Here is a 21,039-nt window from a genome sequence, read left to right on the forward strand (position 1 = left end):
CGGCGCCGGCCGGCGACTACGCGAGGGCTATTCGACCGATAATGATCATCTCTTTCGTACGACGACGAAGTCCGCGAGCGCCGCGAACCGATCCCGCACCCGGTCGGGCATGTCGATGGCGTCGAGGGCCTCGATGGCGATGGTGTGCTGGCGGCGGGCCTCCTGCGCCGTCCACTCGCGGCCGCCCGCCTCCTCGATGAGGGCGGCCCGGGCCGCGAACTCCTCCTCGGAGAAGTTCTCGAAGTCGCTGCTCTTGGCGTCGGCGGCGAGGATCTCGCCGAGCCGCTCGGAGGCGGGGCCGCCCGCCGCGAGGGCGGCCACGACCGGCAGGGACTTCTTGCGCTGGCGCAGGTCGCTCCAGGTCTGCTTGCCGGTGGAGACCGGGTCGCCCCAGATGCCGAGCAGGTCGTCCACGGCCTGGAAGGCGAGGCCGAGGTGGTAGCCGTACTTCTCCAGCGTGTCCGCGGTGCGGTCGTCGGCGCCGCCGAGGACCGCACCGATGGAGGAGGCGCAGGCGAGCAGGGCGCCGGTCTTGTTGCCCTCCATCTCCAGGCACTCCTCGACGCTGACGCGGTCGCGGTGCTCGTAGGAGATGTCCTGGGCCTGGCCGTCGATCAGGGCGCGGGTGGCGGTGGTCAGACGGCGGGTGGCGCGGCCGGCCTCGACCGAGCCGAGTTCGAGGAGGACCTCGTTGGCGAGGGCGAACAGGGCGTCGCCGACGAGGATCGCCTGGGCGGGGCCGTGCACCTTCCAGACGGTGTCGCGGTGGCGGCGCTGTTCGTCGCCGTCCATCAGGTCGTCGTGCAGGAGGGAGAAGTTGTGCACGAGCTCGACGGCGACGGCTCCGGGGATGCCGACCTCCGGGGCGGCGCCGGTGACCTCGGCGGACAGTACCGCGAGGGCGGGGCGTACGGCCTTGCCGCCGTCGCCGTCGGCGGGCCTGCCGTCGGCGTCGATCCAGCCGAAGTGGTAGGCGGAGACGGTGTCCATGGGAGGGGCCAGGCGGTCCACGGCCGCGCGCAGTACCGGTGTGGCAAGGGTCCGGCCGCGCTCGAGGAGCGCGGTCACGTCCACTGCGGTCTCTCGATCGGCCTTCTCGGCCGGGGGCACAGTGGGCACAGTCTCTCCTCTTGTTGCGGTACCGGGGGTGCGGGGACCTGCCGCATGCTGATCGAGCATCAGGCCGCCTCCTCGAACTCGAAGAGACGTTGCGGGCGGGGCCGGCCCAGGGCGCTCAGCGCGGCGTCCGCCGCACTGACACCACTGCGGACCGCACTCTCCATGGTCGCGGGCCACCCTGTGGCGGTCCACGCTCCGGCCAGGTAGAGGCCGGGGGCCTTGGTACGGGCGCCGGGCCGCAGCCGTCCGACGCCGGGGGTGGGAGCGAAGGTCGCCGTGCGCTCCCTGGTCACGAAGAAGTCCTCGACCACGGCGGCGCGGGTACCGGGAAGGAGCCGTTCCAACTCGGGCAGATAGCGCTCGCGCAGCGCGGCGACCGGCTCGTCGATCTCGTCGTGCGCCGCCGACTGGGAGAGCGCGAGGTACTGGCCCTTGCGCAGTCCGGAGGCGTCGGTGCGGTCGAAGACCCACTGGACGGGGGTGCCGAGGGCCGCGAAGAACGGCTTCTCGAGCACCTTGCGGTCGTAGACGACGTGCACGTTGAGGATCGGCGCGGTGCCGATCCGCAGAAGATTTTCCGGGGCGTCGAGCGCGCCCTGGGGCAGCAGGTCATGGGCCTCGCGCTGGGGTACGGCGAGCACGACGGCGTCCGCCGTGAGCCGCTCGCCGGGAACCTGAACGCTCCAGCGCCCGTTTTCGTCAGTGAGGATGGAGGTGACGCGTGTACGGACCTCGGTACGGACGCCCGCGGAGTCGAGCGCCTTGCGGGCCAGCCGGTCGTGCAGTTCGCCCAGCGGGACGTGGGCCCATCCGATGTCGGCCGCGCCCGGGTCGGACAGCAGACCGGTCTTGAACACCATCGCGGCGAGCCCCAGCGAGGCGTCGTCCGCGACCGCGTTGAGGGTGGCGACCCCGACCAGGTCCCACAGGGCCTCGACGGCACGCGCCGACTGACCGTGCGCGGTCAGCCAGCTGCCGAAGTCCTGCGAGTCCAGGTCCGGATCGGCGAGGTCGAGGCCCTTGAGCGCGAGCGCGGCACGGCCCACTTTGGCCCGCTCGGCGAGCGAGAGATGCGGGTAAGTCGCCAGGCTGCGCCCCAGATGAAGGGGCACCGGCAGGGCGTCGCGCCGCAGTCTGCCCAGCCGCCGGCCCTCGGGCCTCGCGACGTCGAGGACGGGCACGTCGAGACGATCCTGCAGCGGCGCCAGCGAGGCCGCCTCGATCCGGTCGAGGAACCAGCGGTAGGCGGTGCAGCAGCGCAGGTACACGTGCTGGCCGTTGTCCACGGTCAGGTCGCCGCGCTGGAAGGAGAAGGCCAGGCCCCCCAGTCTCGGCCTGCCCTCGACCAGAGTGACGTCGACGCCCGCGTCGGCGAGGGCGAGCGCGGCGGTGATGCCGGCGAGCCCGCCGCCGATCACGACGGCGTGCCGCCCGGACCGTCCCGGGATGTCGGCGGCCGGTCCCCCCGACTGCGTGCCGTCGCTCATCGTGCGTCCTCCCGTGCGCGACCGCCGTGGTCGAACCGTGCACGGCGGGCCGTCGCAGTCAGGGACGCCGTCCTCGTCCGGAGGGTTGCGTGCCGCTTTTCACCACTGGAATCACTTTGGACCGCTTTGTCCATCAGGCGCGCCTCCTGACGGTCCTCCGGGTCACATGCCGGGTGTCCAGGCCGGACAGCCCGCGGACGGCGACGTAGGCCTTCTCCCGTCCGGGCAGCGAGACCCGGCCGCGCAGCACGGCCTCCGGGTCGCGCTCGATGCGGTCGAGCAGGCGGCGGTAGATGCCGGCCATCGCCGCCACGCAGGCGCCGCTGCGCCGGTCGAGCATGGGCAGCAGCCGGTAGCCCTCGGCGAAGAGGGCGCGGGCCCGGCGCACCTCGAAGTGCACGAGGCCCACGAAGTCGGAGCCCTCCGGTGGGGTCGGGCCGTGGAATCCGGCCGAGCACCCGAACTTCGCGAGGTCGTCGGAGGGCAGGTAGGTGCGTCCGCCCTCGGCGTCCTCGCGGATGTCCCGGAGGATGTTGGTGAGCTGCAGCGCGAGGCCCAGGGTGTCCGCGTACTCGGGCGCGCGCTCGGCGCCGCGCGCTCCCGGTTCGGTGCCGAAGACGCCGAGCGAGAGCCGCCCGATGGCGCCCGCGACACAGCGGCAGTACACCTTCAGGTCGTCCCAGGTCTCGTAGGTCTCGCCACGGACGTCCATCAGCACACCGTCGATCAGCTCGTCCAGACCGCCGAGCGGGATCGGGAAGGCCTCGGCGGCGTGGGCGAGCGCGACCGCGACGGGGTCGATGTCGTCCTCGGCGACCTCGCCGGCGCGCACCCGGGTCAGCAGTGCCCTGGTGTCCTCGAGTCTCGCGGCCTTGACGTCCCCGGCGAGCGCACCGTCGCCGATGTCGTCCACGCGCCGCGAGAACGCGTACAGCGCCGACATCGCGCGCCGCTTCGGCGTCGGCAGCAGCCTGATGCCGTACGCGAAGTTACGGGCCTGCTGTCCGGTGACGGCCTCGCAGTAGCTGTAGGCGGCGAGTACCGGTGCGGACACGTGCTGTTCCGACTCCACGGTCCGGATCACCCCTCTCCTCGCAGAGTCCCGCCCACCTCGCGCAGCAGCCGGAGCTTGCCGGGCTTGGGAGGGCCGGGAAGTACGTCGTATTCGGCGGCGGCGATCGCTCGGACCGCCGCCCTTCCCCCCGCCACGAACCCCGCGAGCAGCAGCTTCAACCTGCCGTGGACGCTACCCACCAGGGGGGCGCCTTCATTCAGGAGGGAGCGGGCGCGTTCTGCTTCGTATGCAACCAGTGCGCGCACCGATGCGCCCGCGGTGGGCGTGGCGAGATCCGCCTCCTGAACATGGAATCGTTTCATGTCCTCGGCGGGCAGGTAGATGCGGTCGCGGCCGAGGTCCTCGGCGACGTCCTGCAGGTGTTCGACGATCTGCAGCGCCGTGCAGATCGCGTCGGAGAGCCGGACCCGCTCGGGGGTCGAGGTGCCGGTGACGGACAGCACCAGACGGCCGACGGGGTTGGCCGAGAGTTCGCAGTACGCGAGCAGGTCGTCGTAGGTCTCGTAGCGGCTGACCAACTGGTCCTGGCGGTTGGCCGCGATCAGGCCGAGGAAGGGCTCGGGCGTGAGCGAGCGGCGGCGGACCGTCGGCTGCAGGCGGCGCAGCAGGGGGTGGCGGGGCTCCCCGGAGAAGACCCGGTCGAGGTCGGCCTCGAAGGCGTCCAGGAGGAGCAGCCGGTCCTCGGCTTCCGCGGGCGACACGCCGAGCAGCCGGGCGTCGGCGCCGCCGGGCGCCAGATCGCCGTCACCGATGTCGTCGACGAGGCGGGCGAAGCCGTAGACCGCCATGAGGTCGTCGCGCCAGTCCCTGGGCAGGAAGAAAGGCGCCACGGGGAAGTTCTCGCCCGCGGCCTTGTCGAGCGTGCCGCGCTCCGGATCACCGGGGCGCGACGAGTCGCCTGCCGTCACCGCTCGCTGCCCGGCGCGGGGACGGCACACGCTGCGTGGAGCTGGGGAGTTTCCGTAGCCATTGCCGTCACATCTCCCGTTCTACACCGCAGACCCAATACACACTATTTCGGACACGCCGCCCAGCCGTCCGCACGACTGTCCCGCTTGAGGGTGTCGCGCATTATCGCCCCACTTGCCGCGTTTCGGGACCGGTACAGCTTACGTTGTACAACGCAGCGAGGATCCCTGGGGTGTCCTGCACATCACAACAACACACCGATTGGCGTCAAGATTCCTAAGCCATGGCCGAGTTGACGTTTCCTTTACAGACGCGGGGCCCCGCCGCGGAGGTTGCGGCGGGGCCCGGCGATCCGTCCTGGCGTTTACGTCCAGGCGCGGGTGGACTACTTGCCCGTGAACTTCTCGTACTCCTTGAGGACCTCTTCGGTCGGCCCGTCCATGCGCAGCTCACCGCGCTCCAGCCACAGCACGCGGTCGCAGGTGTCACGGATCGACTTGTTGTTGTGACTGACCAGAAACACCGTGCCCGCCTCCTTGCGCAGCTCACGGATGCGTTCCTCGGAGCGCTTCTGGAACTTGCGGTCACCGGTGGCCAGCGCCTCGTCGATCATGAGGACGTCGTGGTCCTTGGCGGCGGCGATGGAGAAGCGCAGCCGGGCCGCCATGCCGGAGGAGTAGGTGCGCATCGGCAGCGTGATGAAGTCGCCCTTCTCGTTGATGCCGGAGAAGTCGACGATCGACTGGTAGCGCTCCCTGATCTCCTCGCGGCTCATCCCCATGGCGAGGCCGCCCAGGATGACGTTGCGCTCGCCCGTCAGGTCGTTCATCAGGGCCGCGTTCACGCCCAGCAGGGACGGCTGGCCGTTGGTGTAGACCTTGCCGCTCTCGGCGGGCAGCAGGCCGGCGATGGCGCGCAGCAGGGTCGACTTGCCGGAGCCGTTGGAGCCGATCAGACCGATGGCCTCGCCGCGGTAGGCGATGAAGGAGACGCCCTTGACGGCGTGCACCTTGCGCACGCCCCGCTCCTCGCCCCGCTTGACGATCCGGCTGAGCGCGGCGGTGGCGCTGCCCTTGCCGGTCTTCGCGCCGTGGACGCGGTAGACGATGTGCAGCTCGTCCGCGATGACGGTGGGGACGGCGTCCCCGGTGTTCTGCTCAGCCACGGCCGTACCGCTCCTCTGCCTTCCAGAAGTACACGAACCCACCGACGAAAATCACGACGGACCAGAACACGGCGACGGCCCACACGTGCGGGGGCAGGTTCGAGGCGCCGTAGCCGTCGATGAGGGCGAAGCGCATCAGGTCCATGTAGATGGCCGCCGGGTTCAGCTGCATCACGCGGATGAAGGCCTCGGAGCGACCGGCCAGCATGTGGTTGATCGAGAACATGACGCCCGACATGTACATCCAGGTGCGCAGGATGAACGGCATCAGCTGGGCGAGGTCGGGCGTCTTGGAGCCCATGCGGGCCACGATCAGCGCGAGCCCGGTGTTGAAGAGGAACTGCAGCACCAGGATCGGCAGGATCAGCAGCCAGGACAGGCCGGGGTAGCTGCCGAACGCGATCACGATGACGAACAGCACGATCATCGAGAACAGCAGCTGCTGGAGCTGCTGCAGCGCGAAGGAGATGGGCAGCGAGGCCCGCGGGAAGTGCAGGGCGCGCACCAGGCCGAGGTTGCCGGAGATCGCCCGCACGCCCGTCATGATCGAGCTCTGCGTGAACGTGAACACGAACACGCCGGTCACCAGGAACGGGATGTAGACGTCCTGCGGCAGACCCCGGCTGGCGTGCAGGATGACGCCGAAGATGAAGTAGTACACGGCCGCGTTCAGCAGCGGTGTGGCCACCTGCCACAGCTGGCCGAGCTTGGCCTGGCTGTACTGGGCGGTCAGCTTCGCCTGCGAGAAGGCGAGGATGAAGTGACGCCGGTCCCAGAGCTGGCGGACGTACTCGACGAGGGAGGGCCGGGCGCCGCTCACGGTCAGCCCGTACTTGGTGGCGAGCTGAGCCGCCGTAAGGCCCTCGTCGGGCGGCGGGAACGCGCTCAGCGCGACCGTGCCGTCGTGCGTTGTCTCACTCACTGGTGGAAACCTTCGTCTTCGTGATGCGCAGCCTGTGCGGGCATGGCATGGAACCTGGGGCCCTTGGTGGGGCCGAGGGGTCACAGGAACGAGCTTGTCAGATCACAGGGGGCCGGCCCAGTCGGGTCAGCCGCCACACGGTACGCCACTTCATCGGCCTGCGCGGCCCGCACGCGGTGGCCCAGCCTTCCCGGAACCCGCCGAACCACGCCTTCAGGGCGGGCCGCGAGGGGCGGCGGACGAGGGTGAGCAGCAGCCAGACCCCGAGGTAGACCGGGACGAGCGGCGCGGGGAGGTTGCGGCGGGCCAGCCAGACGCGGTTGCGGGCGACCATGCGGTGGTAGACCGCGTGCCGCGAGGGCGCGGTCGTGGGGTGGAACAGCACCATGTCGGACCGGTAGTCGATCATCCAGCCCGCGTCGAGGGCCCGCCATGCAAGGTCGGTTTCCTCGTGCGCGTAGAAGAATTCGTCCGGCAGGCCGCCGACTTCGGCGAAGACCTGGGTGCGGACGGCGTTGGCGCCGCCGAGGAAGGTCGTGACCCGGGAGGAGCGCATCGGGTCCTTGGCGTTCAGGCGCGGGACGTGGCGGCGCTGGGTGACACCGGTGTCGGGGTCGGCGATGCGGAAGCTGATGATGCCGAGCTGGGGGTCGGCCTCGAAGGCCCGGCGGCACAGTTCGGCGGTGTCGTGGTTGGCCAGCAGGCCGTCGTCGTCGAGGAACAGCAATATGTCGACGTCGCGGCCGCTGGGGCCGAAGGCCTCGATGCCGACGTTGCGGCCACCGGGGATGCCGAGGTTTTCGGGCAGCTCGATCGTGCGGACGCCCTCGGGGACGTCCGGCACGGGTGAGCCGTTGCCGACCACGACCACCTCGACGCGGTCGCCGTCCTGCTTGGCGACCGAGTCGAGCAGGGCGCGGAGCTCGTCGGGGCGGTTGCCCATGGTGATGATCACCGCACCGACCTTCATGCCGCTCACTTCAGCCTACTGGAGGCGAGGATGGACACGAGGTGCAGCAGGGTCTGCAGCAGGGCGATGCCGGCCAGTACGGCCACGCCGAGCCGGGTGAAGAACAGGTCGCCGCGCGCCTGGTCGGCGATCGCCAGCACCAGGATCAGCAGGGACGCCTCTATGCCGAGGATGAGCCGGTGGAACTTCAGCATCGCCGCGGCCCGGCGCGCCAGGGCCATGCCGGAGGAGCGCATCTCGGCTGCGGACTCCTGCACCGGGGGCTTGCCCGCCTGGTGCCGGGCCACGCCGACCAGGTCCGTCTCGGCCTTGATCAGGATGGCGCCGAGCCCGGCCAGCGTGCCGAGGAACGCCCACAGCCAGTCGACACGGCCGCTGCCGAACAGATCGGCGGCGCGCAGCCCGAAGCCGACGAGCACGGCGGCGTCGGTGAGGTAGGCGCCGACCCGGTCCAGGTAGACGCCGTTGAGCGAGTACTGCTTCTTCCAGCGTGCGATCTCGCCGTCGACGCAGTCCAGGAGCAGGTACATCTGGACGCAGACGACGCCGAGCACGGCGCCCGGGATCCCCGGCACGAGCAGTGCCGGGGCCGCGAGCACGCCGAAGACGGTCATCAGGTACGTGAGCTGGTTGGGCGTGACCCTGGTGTTCACCAGGTAGCGGTCGACCCGCAGGGACACCTCACGCATGTAGAGGCGTCCCATCCAGTGCTCACCGCTGCGCCGGTCCTTCACCCCCGCGGGGTGGACGACCGGACGGAGTTCAGCTACCGATGGCCTTGACATAGTCGGCGTATGTGTCCTTGATCTGGTGGGTTTTCAGGTCGAGGTGTTCCAGGATGGTGTAGCGGCCGGGCCGGGTCTGCGGAGCGAACTCCACGGCCCGGACGAACTCGTTCACCGTGAAGCCGATCTCCTCCGGCAGCACCGGCAGCCCGTGCCGGCGCAGCACCTCGGCCATGTACGCCGACTCCTCGTGCGCGCCGCGCAGGTACATCGCGAAGGCTGCGCCGAGGCCGCACTGCTCGCCGTGGGCGGCCGCCCGCTTCGGGTAGAGCAGGTCGAAGGCGTGGTTGATCTCGTGGCAGGCGCCGGAGGACGGGCGGGAGTCGCCCGACACGGACATGGCGATACCGGTGAGGACGAGGGCCTCGGCGAGCACCTGCAGGAAGTTGTCGTCGCCGACACCGCCCGGGTGCCGCAGCACCGCCTCGCCGGCCTGCCGGGCCATGGCGGCGGCGAGGCCGTCGATCTTCTCGCCCTTGACCCGGTTGGCCAGCTCCCAGTCCGCGACCGCGGAGATGTTGGAGATGGCGTCGCCGATTCCGGAGCGCACGAAGCGCACGGGGGCCTCGCGGATCACGTTCAGGTCGATGACGACGGCGATCGGGTTCGGCACGCCGTAGGAACCGCGGCCGGCGTCGTTGTCGAGGGTCGCGACCGGCGAACACAGGCCGTCGTGGGCGAGGTTGGTGGCGACCGCGACCAGCGGGAGGCCGACCCGGGCCGCCGCGAACTTGGCGCAGTCGATGATCTTGCCGCCGCCGAGCCCGACGACGGCGTCGAAGCGGCCGGCCTTTATGTCGCTCGCCAGCCGCACCGCGTCGTCGATCGTGCCGCCGCCGACCTCGTACCAGGTGGCGCCGGGCAGCGTGGGCTCCAGCCGCTGCCGCAGCCGCGCGCCGGAGCCGCCGCTGACGGCGACGGCGAGCTTGCCGGACTGCGAGATCCGTTCGTCGGCGAGTACGCAGGCCAGGTCGTCGAGGGCACCCGGGCGGATGTCCACGACGACCGGCGAGGGAATCAGCCTTGTCAGTACCGGCACGCGATCTCCCGTCCACGGGCGAGATCGTCGTGGTTGTCGATCTCGACCCACTCGACGTCGCCGATCGGCGCCACGTCGATCCGGAAGCCGCGGTTCACGAGCTCCTGGTATCCGTGCTCGTAGAACTGCTGCGGGTCGGTCTCCCAGACCGTCTTGAGGGCGTCGGCCAGCTCGGGGGCGGCGTCGCCCTCGATGAGCGTCACGCCGATGTACTCGCCGGTCGCCTCGGCCGGGTCCATCAGCTTGGTGATCTTCGTCATGCCCTTGGCGGGGTCGACGACGACCTTCATCTCCTCGTCGGCGAGGTTCTTGACCGTGTCCAGGGCGAGGATGATGCGACGGCCCTCGCCGCGCGCCGCGAGCAGCGTCTTCTCGACGGAGACCGGGTGGACGGTGTCGCCGTTGGCGAGGATCACGCCGTCCTTGAGGGCGTCACGGCCGCACCACAGGGAGTAGGCGTTGTTCCACTCCTCGGCCTTGTCGTTGTCGATGAGGGTGAGCTTGAGGCCGTACTTCGCCTCCAGCGCCGCCTTGCGCTCGTACACGGCCTCCTTGCGGTAGCCGACGATGACCGCGACCTCGGTCAGCCCGATCTCGGCGAAGTTGCCGAGGGTCAGGTCGAGAACCGTGGGTTCGCCCTCTATGCCCGCGGGCCCCACCGGCACCAGCGCCTTGGGAAGGCTGTCGGTGTAGGGGCGCAGACGCCGTCCGGCGCCGGCCGCCAGCACGAGGCCGATCATGCGGGTTCTCCTTCATCGTGTACGGCGGGGGCCCCGGAGGACACCCAGAAGCGGATGCTCTCGACGAGCACCACCAGGGCCACGGCCACGGCGAGGACCGTGAGCGCGACCTTGAACTGCGAAGCGGTGAGCACCGCGGCCAGGACGGTGACGAGCAGCGTGCGTCCTTCGTGCCCCCCGATGGCCCGCGTCAGCCAGGCCGGGGGCGCTCCGGCGTCGCCGCGGATGCGGTACACCGTGTCGTAGTGATGGTAGGCGACGGCCGCCACCAGGCCGAAAGCCGCTGGAAGGGCCCCGTTCACGTCCGCCTGGGCCGCCAGGATCAGGACGGTGCCGTACTCGGCGGCGCGGAACAGCGGAGGGACGAGCCAGTCCAGGGCGCCCTTGAGAGGGCGGCACAGGGCCTGACCGGCGGTGACGGTGTAGACGACGGCTCCGGCGACGGGCGCCCAGGTCACTCCGGAGAAGAGGGAGACGGCGAGGACCACCGTGCCGGCCGCCGCGACCAGGAGCGGGTTGCCGAGGCGGACGGGTGTGGCACGCGCCACCAGCGAGGCGAGCGGTCCGTTGTCCGCGAGGTCCGCCAGCGCCCGCGCGGCCCGGTCGGTGCGCCGTGCCTTGCGGGTCAGCGAGCGCAGGACACGGCCCGCCGTCGTGTACGTCGCCGCGAACGCGCAGCCGACGAGCAGGACGTAGAAGGTGATCCGGGGCGTGGTGACCGCCGTGAGCACCGCGATCATCGCCCAGCGCTCACCGATCGGCAGCACGATCATCCGCCGTACCCACACCGTCCAGCCGACGCTGTCCAGCTTGTCCGAAAGGGCCGCGGTGGGGCTGGTGTTGGCCGTCGCGTCGTGGTTGGCCTCGTTGAAGGAGAAGTCGACGACGTGCCGGCAGGTCTGCAGGACCATCGCGCCGAGGGCCAGCGCCCACACGTCGTCGCCGCCGCGGGCCGCGCCCAACGCCAGCCCCGCGTAGTACGCGTACTCCTTGGCCCGGTCGAAGGTGGCGTCCAACCAGGCGCCCAGCGTGGAGTACTGCAGCGAGTAGCGGGCCAACTGGCCGTCGGTGCAGTCCAGTACGAAGGACGCGATCAGCAGGACGCCGGCGGCGACGAAGCCGATCCGGGTGCCGGTGGCCGCGCAGCCCGCCGCGATCAGCGCGGTGAGCAGGGAGGCCGTGGTGACCTGGTTCGGGGTCAGGCCGCGGCGGGCGCACCAGCGGGCGATGTAGCGGGAGTAGGGGCTGATGAAGAACGTGGTGAAGAAGCCGTCGCGGGCCTTCACGGCGGACTTCAGGCGTACGGCCTCGTCGTCGACGTCCGCGACGGCCTGCCGTGCCTCGTTGCGGGCCTGCGGGTCGGCGGGAACGGCGGCGACCAGGCTGCCGAGTTCGGGGCGGTGGACGCCGGCGCCGTCCGCGTCCAGGGCGGCGACGACACGGTCGGCGAGGCTGTCGACCGCGAGTGCGGTGCCGCCGCCGACGGAGTTCTCGCGGGCCATCGCGCGGGTCAGCGCGTGACGGCCGGCCGGCTGCGCGGTGACCGCGCCCGGGATCGCGGCGAGGTCGAAGCGCGGGTCGGTGAGGCCGAGCCGCAGCGCGTGCAGGTGTCCGACGAAGCGGGGGTCGACGACGGCGACCCGCCGGCCGGCCGGCACCTGGGCGAGCAGGGTCTCGGCGTCGGAGGCGTCGGAGGCGATCCGTACGTCGAAGCCGAGGGACCGCAGATCGCCCTCGATCGACGATCCGGGGACCGGCTGACCGGTGAGGATGGCGGTCGACAACCGAACTCACTCCCTGGGTGCCGACGCGCGGGCGCCGGTCATGTGCACGGTGGGGGCGCCCCTTGGCAGCACCAGGCGGGCGGCATGTCGGCAGAGGCTATCGGATGCCCGGAGAGAGCCGTTCACCGCCCGTTCACGGGCCGATCAACACCGTCTCCACCGGCCTTTGCCGCGATCATCATCGGTGATGCGGGGGCCCGCCCACAAACCGCGCGGGGCAGATCAGGCATCCCGGGACATTGGGGATGGCGGGTGGGCGCCGACATAGGGTGGGCGACCATGACATGGCTGATCACAGGCGGAGCGGGATACATCGGGGCGCATGTGGCGCGGCTCATGGCCGACGCCGGGTACGGGGTCGTCGCGCTGGACGACCTCTCGGCCGGCTTCCCCGAGCGGCTGCCGGCCACCGTGCCGCTCGTCGAGGGTTCGGCGTACGACGGGCAGCTGCTGAAGCGGGTGTTCGCCGAGTACGACGTGACGGGCGTCGTCCATCTCGCCGCGCGCAAGCAGGTCGCCGAGTCGGTGGCGCAGCCCACCCGTTACTACCGGGAGAACGTCGGCGGCCTCGCGACCCTGCTGGAGGCGGTGGCCGGGGCCGGGATCGGACGGTTCCTGCTCTCCTCCTCGGCGGCCGTGTACGGCAACCCGGACGTCGAACTGATCACGGAGACCACCCCCTGCCTGCCGGTGAACCCGTACGGCGAGACCAAGCTGGCCGACGAGTGGCTGGTCCGGGCGGCCGGGCGGGCGCACGGCATCACGACGGTGTGCCTGCGCTACTTCAACGTGGCGGGCGCGGGCGCGCCCGAGCTGGCCGACACGGGCGTGTTCAACATCGTCCCGATGGTCTTCGACCGGCTCACCCGGGGCGAGGCCCCGCGGATCTTCGGCGACGACTATCCGACGCCGGACGGCACCTGCGTGCGTGACTACATTCACGTCGCCGACCTGGCCGAGGCCCATCTCGCGGCGGCGCGGGCGCTGGACGCGCGCGCAAGCGGCGATCTGACGGTCAACATCGGCCGGGGCGAGGGCGTCTCCGTACGCGAACTGATCACTGTCATCGGCGAGGTGACCGGCGACCGCCGTGCTCCGGTCGTCGAGGGGCGCCGTCCCGGCGACGCTCCGCGCGCCGTCGCCTCCGCCGCGCGGGCCGCCGAGGAGCTCGGCTGGACGGCCCGGCGCGGGGTGCGGGAGATGGTCGAGTCGGCCTGGCAGGGCTGGCTCCACCACCGCTCCAGCTGAACTTAGGCTCTCCTGACCTGCACTTTGTTTCTGCAGGTCAGGGCACATGACAACGGTGTTCAGTGCCGCGTTGCCGGGTACCCCCGCCCCGTAGTTCACTGTGATCCCGGGCGGAAATCAGGAGGGCGGCCGACATGGGGGCTGGGCACGATCACGGGCACGGGCACACGCACGCCCCGCCCACCGGCACGGCGGCGGCGGCGTACCGCGGGCGGTTGCGGGTCGCGCTGTCGATCACGCTCACCGTCATGGTGCTCGAGATCGTCGGCGGGGTGCTGGCGGACTCCCTGGCGCTGATCGCGGACGCCGCGCACATGGCGACCGACGCGCTGGGCCTCGGCATGGCGCTGGTCGCCATCCACTTCGCCAACCGCCCGGCGACGGGCAACCGCACGTTCGGCTACGCCCGCGCCGAGATCCTCGCCGCGCTGGCCAACTGCCTGCTGCTGCTCGGCGTCGGGGGCTACATCCTGTACGAGGCGATCCAGCGGTTCATCACCCCGGCCGACACCGCGGGCGGACTGACCGTCCTGTTCGGCACGATCGGCCTGGTCGCGAACATGATCTCCCTCACGCTGCTGGTGCGCGGCCAAGCGGAGAGCCTGAACGTACGCGGCGCCTTCCTGGAGGTCGCGGCGGACGCGCTGGGCTCGCTCGCGGTGATCGTCGCCGCGCTGGTGATCCTCGCCACGGGCTGGCAGGCCGCCGACCCCATCGCGTCCCTCGTCATCGGCCTGATGATCGTGCCGCGCACCCTGAAGCTGCTGCGCGAGACCCTGGACGTCCTGCTGGAGTCGGCGCCCAAGGACGTCGACATGACCGAGGTGCGGGCGCACATCCTCGCCCTGGACGGTGTCGAGGACGTCCACGACCTGCACGCCTGGACCATCACCTCGGGCATGCCCGTGCTGTCGGCGCACGTGGTCGTGCGCTCCGACGTGCTCAGCGCGATCGGCCACGAGAAGATGCTGCACGAGTTGCAGGAGTGCCTCGGCGACCACTTCGACGTGGAGCACTGCACCTTCCAGCTGGAGCCGAGCGGGCACGCCGAGCACGAGGCGAAGCTGTGCCATTGAGGCAGGTGGGACGCCCCAGGGGCGGAACGCGGCGATCCGGCGCGCGCTCGCGCCCTTGAGTCCACAGCCCGCCCGGACGGTTCCCCGCCGACCGCGCCGGGCACGATCAACCACCGGGTCCCTTTCCGGCGTCCGACCGGTGTACGGCCACAGGGCCGCGCCGCGCGCGGGACATGCGGTCGTGCCGCGAAGTGCCGGGAGTGCCGGTTTCGTGCGGCACACTTGGGGCGCGAAGACCGATGCGAAGGATGGGTATGCCGATCACACCTGCCACCGCGACGCACAGTCCGTCGAACGGCACCTCAGACGCGATTCTGCTGGAACTGGTCGACGAGGACGGCGTCACGATCGGCACCGCGGAGAAGCTCGCCGCACACCAGCCACCGGGCCGGCTGCACCGGGCCTTCTCCGTCTTCCTCTTCGACGAGCACGGCCGGCTGCTGCTGCAGCAGCGGGCCCTGGGCAAGTACCACTCCCCCGGTGTGTGGTCCAACACCTGCTGCGGCCACCCCTACCCCGGCGAGGCGCCCTTCGCGGCGGCGGCCCGGCGGACGTTCGAGGAGCTGGGTGTCTCGCCGTCGCTGCTCGCCGAGGCGGGCACGGTCCGCTACAACCACCCGGACCCGGACTCGGGCCTGGTGGAGCAGGAGTACAACCACCTCTTCGTCGGCATGGTGCAGTCCCCGCTGCGGCCCGACCCGGAGGAGGTGGGCGCGACCGCCTTCGTGACCCCCACCGAGCTCGCCGAGCGGCACGAGAAGGACACCTTCTCGTCCTGGTTCATGACGGTGCTGGACGCCGCCCGCCCGGCGGTCCGGGAACTGACGGGCCCGTCGGCCGGCTGGTGAGCGTCACGGCACACGCACGGGTTCGAGCGGCAGGGCGGCCCAGATCACCTTGCCGCCGCTCGCCGTGTGCGCGACGTCGCAGACGCCGCCCGCCTCACGGGTGACCTCGGCGACGAGGAGCAGCCCCCGGCCGCCCTCGCCCACGTGGTCGGCCTCCAGGGCGGTGGGTCGGTAGGGGTGGTTGTCCTCCACGGACACCCGCACCCACTCGGCGCCGACGGCGACCTCCACGGCGAGCATCGGCGACAGCAGCGCCGCGTGCTTGACCGCGTTCGTGGCCAGCTCCGAGACGATCAGCAGCAGACCGTGCACCATCTCGTCCGAGACGGGCACGCCCTGGCGATACAGCAGGTCCCGTACCGCGTGCCGCGCCTGCGGGACCGAGGCGTCGACGGCGGGAGCGGTGAACCGCCAGACGCCTTCGTACGGCAGCGGATCCGGCGGCCCGGGATCGAGGGGGTCCTGCCCCTCGTCCTCTGGGCGCGAGCCTGACCCGCGCCCGTGGTTGTCCATCGTCCGGTCGCCACCCTTGCGCTCGATTGTCACCACACGTCGAGTGTTGGTAACCGCCCGCCGCGACCCGGATGACTGAACAGAAGTCAGCGGGTATCGAGCGCGTGTGACCTCTTTTTGTGCGTTACGGGTTCGTCGGCGACCGGACCGACGACATGCCCGTCCTCTTTTGTACCGACACCTCGCCTGCGGCGCGGACGGACACGGCGGTTAGCATCCGGCCCATGGAGCCCCAGCTGCAGCACGGCGTGACCGACGCGGTCGCCACCGTCGTCATCCACCATCCGGCCAAGCGCAACGCCATGACGGCCGCGATGTGGGCGGCCCTGCCGCCGCTGCTCGACGACCTCGCCGCCGACCCGGGCGTACGGGCGCTGGTGCTGACCGGCGAGGGCGGGACGTTCTGCGCCGGCGCCGACATCTCCACCCTGCGCGGGTCACCGGAGGAGGCGCAGCGGCTGGCGGTGCGGGCCGAGGAGGCGCTGGCCGCCTTCCCCAAGCCGACACTGGCCGCGATCCGGGGGCACTGCGTGGGCGGCGGGTCGCAGCTGGCCGCCGCCTGTGATCTGCGGTTCGCCGAGGAGGGCGCGCTGTTCGGGGTGACGCCGGCGAAACTCGGCATCGTCTACCCGGCCTCCTCCACCCGCCGTCTGGTCTCGCTGGTGGGGCCGGCCACCGCCAAGTACCTGCTGTTCTCCGGCGAGTTGATCGACACCGGGCGAGCGCTGCGCACCGGCCTCGTGGACGAGGTGCTGCCCGAGGGCGAACTCGCCAAGCGGGTCGCGGAGTTCACCCGGATCCTGGTGTCCCGCTCCCAGCTCACGCAGGCCGCCGCCAAGGAGTTCGCCGACGGCCGCACCGACCGGGACGCCCACTGGACACGGCAGATGCGGGCCGGCGGGGACACCGCCGAGGGCGTCGCCGCCTTCCTGGAGCGCCGCCCGCCGAGGTTCACCTGGGCTCTTCCCGGCCGAGGATGAACCGGCTACGCGAGCGCATCAGCTCCACGACGTCCGCGGGCGCCTTCTGCGGGGCCCCCGCGTCGTAGGGCGGCTGCGGGTCGTACTCGATGCCCAACTGCACGGCTTGGGCCACGAAGTCGCCGGCGATCCGGCCCACCAGGGTGAGCCCCATGTCGATGCCGGAGGACACCCCGGCGGCGGTGACGTACTTGCCGTCGGTCACGACCCGCTCCCCCGTCGGCTCGGCGCCGAACCTCTTCAGCTCGTCGAGGGCCAGCCAGTGCGAGGTGGCCCGGCGTTACTCGAGCAGGCCCGCGGCGGCGAGCAGCAGGGAGCCGGTGCACACCGACGTCGTCCAGGTGCTGGTGGCGTCGGCGGCCCGGATCCAGCCGAGCAGGGCCTCGTTCTCCATCTGCCCGGTCTGCCCGGGGCCGCCGGGCACGACCACGACGTCGGGGCTCGGCACCTCGGCCAGGGTGCGGTCCGCGGTGAGCGCCAAGTGGGCGTTGTCGGTGCGGACCGGGCCGGTGCGTTCGGCGACGAACACGGTCTCGGAGTCGGGCAGCCGGCCGAGTGTCTCGTACGGTCCCACGGCGTCGAGGGCGGTGAAGCCGTCGAAGAGGACGATCGCGATCTGCATGGTTCCCCCTTGGTCCGGTCGCTTCGGTGGGCGGTCAGTGGACGGGTGCGGGACGGAATCTGCGCCGGTACTCGGCGGGTGCGGTGCCGAGGGTGCGGACGAAGGCACGGCGCATCGCCTCCGGGGTCCCGTAGCCGCAGGCGCGGGAGATCTCCTCGACGCCGTCGGCGGTGTCCTCCAGCAGGCCCCGGGCGTGTTCGAGGCGGACGCGGTCGACGTAGCGGCCGGGCGTCATGCCGGTCTCGGTCTGGAAGGCGCGGGCGAAGTGGCGGGGCGAGAGGCGGGCGCGGGCGGCCAGCGCGTCGACCGACAGGTCGCCTCCCGGGTGCTCGGTGATCCACTGCTGGACCTCGCGCAGCGGCTCGCGCCGGGCGGTCTGCGCGGTGAGCTGGGCGCTGAACTGTGCCTGGTTCCCGGGCCGCCGCAGGAAGACCACCAGGTGCCGGGCGACGGACAGGGCGATGTCACGGCCGGTGTCCTCCTCGACGAGCGCGAGCGCGAGGTCGATGCCGGAGGTCACGCCGGCCGAGGTGGCGAGGTTCCCGTCGCGGATGAAGATGGGGTCCGGGTCGACCTCGACGGACGGGTGGTCGCGGGCGAGCCGGGCACACACCGACCAGTGGCTGGTGACCCGGCGGCCGTCCAGCAGTCCCGCCTCGGCAAGCAGCAGCGCACCGCTGCACACGGAGACCAGCCGCTCGGCCCGGGGCCCGTGCTCGCGCAGCCAGTCCACCAGGCCCGGATCGGGCCGCCTGGTGCCCTCGCCGCCCGGGACCAGCAGGGTGTGCGCGGCCGGTGCGTTCGCGAAGGAGTGGTCGGGTACGAGGGTGAGGCCGCTGGACGTGCGCGCCTGCCCGCCGTCCGCGGTCACGGTACGGATCCGGTAGGTGCCCGGGCAGTGCCGCTCGGCGCCGTTGAAGACCTCCACCGGGCCCGAGACGTCGAGGCTCTGCACGTCGTCGAAGAGGACGACCAGCACGGTTCGCATGTCTTCCATCCTTGGCGGCCCCCGCGATGACCGCAATGACGAGCACCCCACCTTTCCTGCCATGCCGAGGTGGAATCCGCGCAGGCCGGGGTACCCGAAGGCTCCCGGTCGTCGCGGCCGGGTGAGGAAAGGGGAAGTTGTGTTCCGTGCGATAGCCGACGTACTGCGCCAGATCGGTGGCGCGATCGCCACCGTCGTGACGTTGCCCTTCCGGGCCCTGGCCCGACTCTTCGGCGGAGCCTCCGGTTCCGCACGCGGTCACCGGGCCTGACCCCCGCGCGTCCCGGCCCGCCGAAGCCGCCCTGATCCCCGAGTGTCGGTGTCACCTGCCACAATTGCCGCGCAACCTCAGTGAGAAGGCGGTACGGGATCGTGACCACACCCGGGTCCCTGGCAGCAGGGTCCATCGAAGGCAGGATCGCCGAGGAGCTCGGCGTACGGGAGCGGCAGGTCAGGGCTGCCGTGGAGCTGCTCGACGGCGGTTCGACGGTGCCCTTCATCGCCCGCTACCGCAAGGAAGCGACCGAGATGCTCGACGACGCGCAGCTGCGCACGATCGAGGAGCGGCTGCGCTACCTGCGGGAGCTGGAGGAGCGGCGGACCGCGATCCTCGACTCGGTGCGCGAGCAGGGCAAGCTCACCGAGGGGCTGGAGGCGCGGATCCGGGGCGCGGAGACCAAGGCCCGCCTGGAGGACATCTACCTGCCGTTCAAGCCCAAGCGGCGCACCAAGGCGCAGATCGCGCGTGAGGCGGGGCTGGAGCCGCTGGCCGAGGGGCTGTTGGCCGACCCGACGGTCGAGCCCCTCGCCGCGGCGGCCGCGTTCGTCGACGCCGACAAGGGCGTCGCCGACCCGCAGGCCGCCCTCGACGGCGCCCGGGCGATCCTGACCGAGCGGTTCGCGGAGGACGCCGATCTCATCGGGGAGCTGCGCGAGCGCATGTGGGTGCGCGGGCGGCTCGCCGCCAAGGTGCGTGAGGGCAAGGAGGAGGCGGGCGCCAAGTTCGCCGACTACTTCGACTTCTCGGAGCCGTTCACCGAGCTGCCCTCGCACCGCGTCCTGGCGATGCTGCGCGGCGAGAAGGAGGAGGTCCTCGACCTCGTCCTGGAGCCGGAGGAGCCGACCGAGGGACCCTCGTCGTACGAGGGGATCGTCGCGTCGAGGTTCGGCATCGCCGCCCGGGGCCGGGCCGCCGACAAGTGGCTGACGGACACGGTCCGTTGGGCCTGGCGCACCCGCATCCTCGTGCACCTCGGCATCGATCTCCGGCTGCGGCTGCGGACGGCCGCCGAGGACGACGCCGTCCAGGTGTTCGCCGCCAACCTGCGCGACCTGCTGCTCGCCGCCCCGGCCGGCACGCGCGCCACGCTGGGCCTGGACCCCGGGTTCCGCACGGGCGTCAAGGTCGCTGTGGTCGACGCTACCGGCAAGGTGGTCGCGACGGACGTCATCTACCCGCACGTGCCCGCCAACAAGTGGGACGAGGCGATCGCCAAGCTGGCCCGGCTGGCCAAGGAGCACGCGGTCGAGCTGATCGCGATCGGCAACGGCACGGCGTCCCGCGAGACCGACAAGCTCGCCGGTGAACTCATCACCAAGCACCCCGAGTTGAAGCTCACCAAGGTGATGGTCTCCGAGGCCGGCGCCTCCGTGTACTCGGCGTCCGCGTTCGCCTCGCAGGAGCTGCCCGACATGGACGTGTCGCTGCGCGGCGCCGTGTCGATCGCGCGCCGGCTGCAGGACCCGCTCGCCGAGCTGGTGAAGATCGACCCCAAGTCGATCGGCGTCGGCCAGTACCAGCACGACCTGTCCGAGGTGAAGCTGTCGCGCTCGCTGGACGCGGTGGTGGAGGACTGCGTGAACGGCGTGGGCGTCGACGTCAACACCGCCTCGGCGCCGCTGCTCGCGCGGGTCTCCGGCATCACCTCCGGTCTCGCCGAGAACATCGTCGCGCACCGCGACTCCAACGGGCCGTTCAAGTCCCGTACGGAGCTGAAGAAGGTGGCCCGGCTCGGCCCCAAGGCGTACGAGCAGTGCGCGGGCTTCCTGCGCATCCGCGGCGGCCACGACCCGCTCGACGCCTCCAGCGTGCACCCGGAGGCGTACCCGGTGGTGCGGCGCATGGTGAAGACGTCCGGTCAGGAGGTCGCGTCCCTCATCGGCAACACGGGCGTCCTGCGCTCGCTGCGGCCGGACGACTTCGTGGACGAGACGTTCGGACTGCCGACCGTCACCGACATCCTCAAGGAGCTGGAGAAGCCGGGGCGCGACCCTCGGCCCGCGTTCAAGACGGCCACCTTCAAGGAGGGCGTCGAGAAGATCTCCGATCTCGCCTCCGGGATGGTCCTGGAGGGCGTGGTCACCAACGTGGCCGCCTTCGGGGCCTTCGTGGACGTCGGTGTGCACCAGGACGGCCTGGTGCACGTCTCGGCGATGTCGAAGACGTTCGTCAAGGACCCGCGGGACGTGGTGAAGCCCGGCGACATCGTCAAGGTGAAGGTGCTGGACGTCGACATCCCGCGCAAGCGGATCTCGCTGACACTGCGGCTCGACGACGAGGCCGCCCCGCAGGCCCAGCAGGGCGGTGGCGGCGAACGCCGGCAGCGCGGCGGGCGTCCGCCTCAGCAGCGGCAACAGCAGCAGCGCCAGGGCGGCGGCGGACGCCAGGGCGGCGGCAACCGCCAGGCCGCCGCACCCCCGGCCAACAGCGCGATGGCGGACGCCCTGCGGCGGGCCGGCCTGCTGGACCAGAAGAAGCGCTGACCGCGG

The 21,039-nt window shown here is 71.4% G+C and carries 20 protein-coding genes and 1 pseudogene; 6 read left to right on the forward strand and 15 right to left on the reverse strand.

The features are described 5' to 3' along the window. Positions 1 to 45: 45 nt before the first annotated feature. The 12 genes from ACIGDI_RS16065 to ACIGDI_RS16120 all read right to left on the reverse strand — a co-directional run bounded on the left by ACIGDI_RS16065 (position 46) and on the right by ACIGDI_RS16120 (position 11,995). Positions 46 to 1,110 (reverse strand): polyprenyl synthetase family protein, encoded by a 1,065-nt coding sequence (locus tag ACIGDI_RS16065; protein ID WP_399897634.1) that lies wholly within the window; start codon positions 1,108 to 1,110, stop codon positions 46 to 48. Positions 1,111 to 1,178: 68 nt separating this feature from the next. Next, complete coding sequence (gene hpnE, locus ACIGDI_RS16070) at positions 1,179 to 2,606, reverse strand: hydroxysqualene dehydroxylase HpnE (protein WP_399896309.1); 1,428 nt, start codon at positions 2,604 to 2,606, stop codon at positions 1,179 to 1,181. Next, complete coding sequence (locus ACIGDI_RS16075) at positions 2,603 to 2,740, reverse strand: DUF6380 family protein (protein WP_399896312.1); 138 nt, start codon at positions 2,738 to 2,740, stop codon at positions 2,603 to 2,605. Before ACIGDI_RS16075 ends, hpnE begins: the two co-directional genes overlap by 4 nt. Continuing rightward, the gene (hpnD, locus tag ACIGDI_RS16080; RefSeq protein ID WP_399896315.1) at positions 2,740 to 3,690 is read right to left on the reverse strand and encodes a presqualene diphosphate synthase HpnD; all 951 of its coding nucleotides are present in this window, start codon (positions 3,688 to 3,690) and stop codon (positions 2,740 to 2,742) included. Before hpnD ends, ACIGDI_RS16075 begins: the two co-directional genes overlap by 1 nt. Further along, positions 3,687 to 4,589 (reverse strand): squalene synthase HpnC, encoded by a 903-nt coding sequence (gene hpnC / locus ACIGDI_RS16085; protein ID WP_399896317.1) that lies wholly within the window; start codon positions 4,587 to 4,589, stop codon positions 3,687 to 3,689. The genes hpnD and hpnC overlap by 4 nt, the downstream gene beginning before the upstream one ends. 386 nt (positions 4,590 to 4,975) lie before the next feature. Further along, a complete protein-coding gene (locus ACIGDI_RS16090) occupies positions 4,976 to 5,755 on the reverse strand; it encodes an ABC transporter ATP-binding protein (RefSeq protein ID WP_200700133.1) in 780 nt (259 codons plus the stop codon). Next, positions 5,748 to 6,677 carry an ABC transporter permease gene (locus ACIGDI_RS16095; protein ID WP_399896321.1) on the reverse strand — a complete coding sequence of 310 codons (930 nt, stop codon included), beginning with the start codon at positions 6,675 to 6,677 and terminating at the stop codon, positions 5,748 to 5,750. The genes ACIGDI_RS16090 and ACIGDI_RS16095 overlap by 8 nt, the downstream gene beginning before the upstream one ends. A 97-nt stretch (positions 6,678 to 6,774) precedes the next feature. Continuing rightward, positions 6,775 to 7,647 carry a glycosyltransferase family 2 protein gene (locus tag ACIGDI_RS16100; RefSeq protein WP_399897637.1) on the reverse strand — a complete coding sequence of 291 codons (873 nt, stop codon included), beginning with the start codon at positions 7,645 to 7,647 and terminating at the stop codon, positions 6,775 to 6,777. A 5-nt stretch (positions 7,648 to 7,652) separates the two neighbouring features. Continuing rightward, positions 7,653 to 8,432, reverse strand: coding sequence for a CDP-alcohol phosphatidyltransferase family protein (locus ACIGDI_RS16105; RefSeq protein ID WP_399896324.1), 780 nt, complete (start codon positions 8,430 to 8,432; stop codon positions 7,653 to 7,655). Further along, the gene (locus ACIGDI_RS16110; RefSeq protein WP_399896327.1) at positions 8,410 to 9,471 is read right to left on the reverse strand and encodes an iron-containing alcohol dehydrogenase family protein; all 1,062 of its coding nucleotides are present in this window, start codon (positions 9,469 to 9,471) and stop codon (positions 8,410 to 8,412) included. The genes ACIGDI_RS16105 and ACIGDI_RS16110 overlap by 23 nt, the downstream gene beginning before the upstream one ends. Further along, a complete protein-coding gene (locus tag ACIGDI_RS16115; protein WP_272174306.1) occupies positions 9,459 to 10,211 on the reverse strand; it encodes a phosphocholine cytidylyltransferase family protein in 753 nt (250 codons plus the stop codon). The genes ACIGDI_RS16110 and ACIGDI_RS16115 overlap by 13 nt, the downstream gene beginning before the upstream one ends. Further along, positions 10,208 to 11,995: a DUF5941 domain-containing protein gene (locus tag ACIGDI_RS16120; RefSeq protein WP_399896331.1), complete on the reverse strand. Its 1,788-nt coding sequence runs from the start codon at positions 11,993 to 11,995 to the stop codon at positions 10,208 to 10,210. The genes ACIGDI_RS16115 and ACIGDI_RS16120 overlap by 4 nt, the downstream gene beginning before the upstream one ends. 279 nt (positions 11,996 to 12,274) lie before the next feature. Between ACIGDI_RS16120 and galE the strand changes: the two genes are divergently transcribed. The 3 genes from galE to idi all read left to right on the forward strand — a co-directional run bounded on the left by galE (position 12,275) and on the right by idi (position 15,167). Continuing rightward, the gene (gene galE, locus ACIGDI_RS16125) at positions 12,275 to 13,243 is read left to right on the forward strand and encodes a UDP-glucose 4-epimerase GalE (protein WP_399896334.1); all 969 of its coding nucleotides are present in this window, start codon (positions 12,275 to 12,277) and stop codon (positions 13,241 to 13,243) included. A gap of 134 nt (positions 13,244 to 13,377) precedes the next feature. After that, complete coding sequence (locus ACIGDI_RS16130; protein ID WP_399896337.1) at positions 13,378 to 14,319, forward strand: cation diffusion facilitator family transporter; 942 nt, start codon at positions 13,378 to 13,380, stop codon at positions 14,317 to 14,319. Between the two features lie 254 nt (positions 14,320 to 14,573). Beyond that, a complete protein-coding gene (gene idi / locus ACIGDI_RS16135; protein ID WP_399896340.1) occupies positions 14,574 to 15,167 on the forward strand; it encodes an isopentenyl-diphosphate Delta-isomerase in 594 nt (197 codons plus the stop codon). 3 nt (positions 15,168 to 15,170) lie between these two features. Here the strand turns inward: idi and ACIGDI_RS16140 are convergent, their stop codons facing one another. Then, positions 15,171 to 15,680, reverse strand: coding sequence for an ATP-binding protein (locus ACIGDI_RS16140; RefSeq protein ID WP_399897641.1), 510 nt, complete (start codon positions 15,678 to 15,680; stop codon positions 15,171 to 15,173). Between the two features lie 224 nt (positions 15,681 to 15,904). On the opposite strand from ACIGDI_RS16140, the gene ACIGDI_RS16145 reads away from it, so the two are divergent. Beyond that, complete coding sequence (locus tag ACIGDI_RS16145) at positions 15,905 to 16,660, forward strand: enoyl-CoA hydratase/isomerase family protein (protein ID WP_399896343.1); 756 nt, start codon at positions 15,905 to 15,907, stop codon at positions 16,658 to 16,660. Here the strand turns inward: ACIGDI_RS16145 and ACIGDI_RS16150 are convergent. Both ACIGDI_RS16150 and ACIGDI_RS16155 read right to left on the reverse strand, forming a co-directional pair. Continuing rightward, a pseudogene (locus ACIGDI_RS16150) lies at positions 16,632 to 17,282 on the reverse strand (DJ-1/PfpI family protein). The gene ACIGDI_RS16145 and the pseudogene ACIGDI_RS16150 sit on opposite strands and share 29 nt — an antisense overlap. A gap of 34 nt (positions 17,283 to 17,316) precedes the next feature. Next, positions 17,317 to 18,270: a GlxA family transcriptional regulator gene (locus tag ACIGDI_RS16155; RefSeq protein WP_399896346.1), complete on the reverse strand. Its 954-nt coding sequence runs from the start codon at positions 18,268 to 18,270 to the stop codon at positions 17,317 to 17,319. Between the two features lie 139 nt (positions 18,271 to 18,409). Between ACIGDI_RS16155 and ACIGDI_RS16160 the strand changes: the two genes are divergently transcribed. Together ACIGDI_RS16160 and ACIGDI_RS16165 are read left to right on the forward strand one after the other, a co-directional pair. Then, positions 18,410 to 18,541 (forward strand): LPFR motif small protein, encoded by a 132-nt coding sequence (locus tag ACIGDI_RS16160; protein WP_260844787.1) that lies wholly within the window; start codon positions 18,410 to 18,412, stop codon positions 18,539 to 18,541. 101 nt (positions 18,542 to 18,642) lie between these two features. Continuing rightward, complete coding sequence (locus ACIGDI_RS16165; RefSeq protein WP_399896349.1) at positions 18,643 to 21,033, forward strand: Tex family protein; 2,391 nt, start codon at positions 18,643 to 18,645, stop codon at positions 21,031 to 21,033. Positions 21,034 to 21,039 lie beyond the last annotated feature (6 nt).

Origin of the sequence: Streptomyces sp. NPDC085900, assembly GCF_044540925.1 — a bacterium.
GTDB lineage: Bacteria > Actinomycetota > Actinomycetes > Streptomycetales > Streptomycetaceae > Streptomyces > Streptomyces gilvifuscus.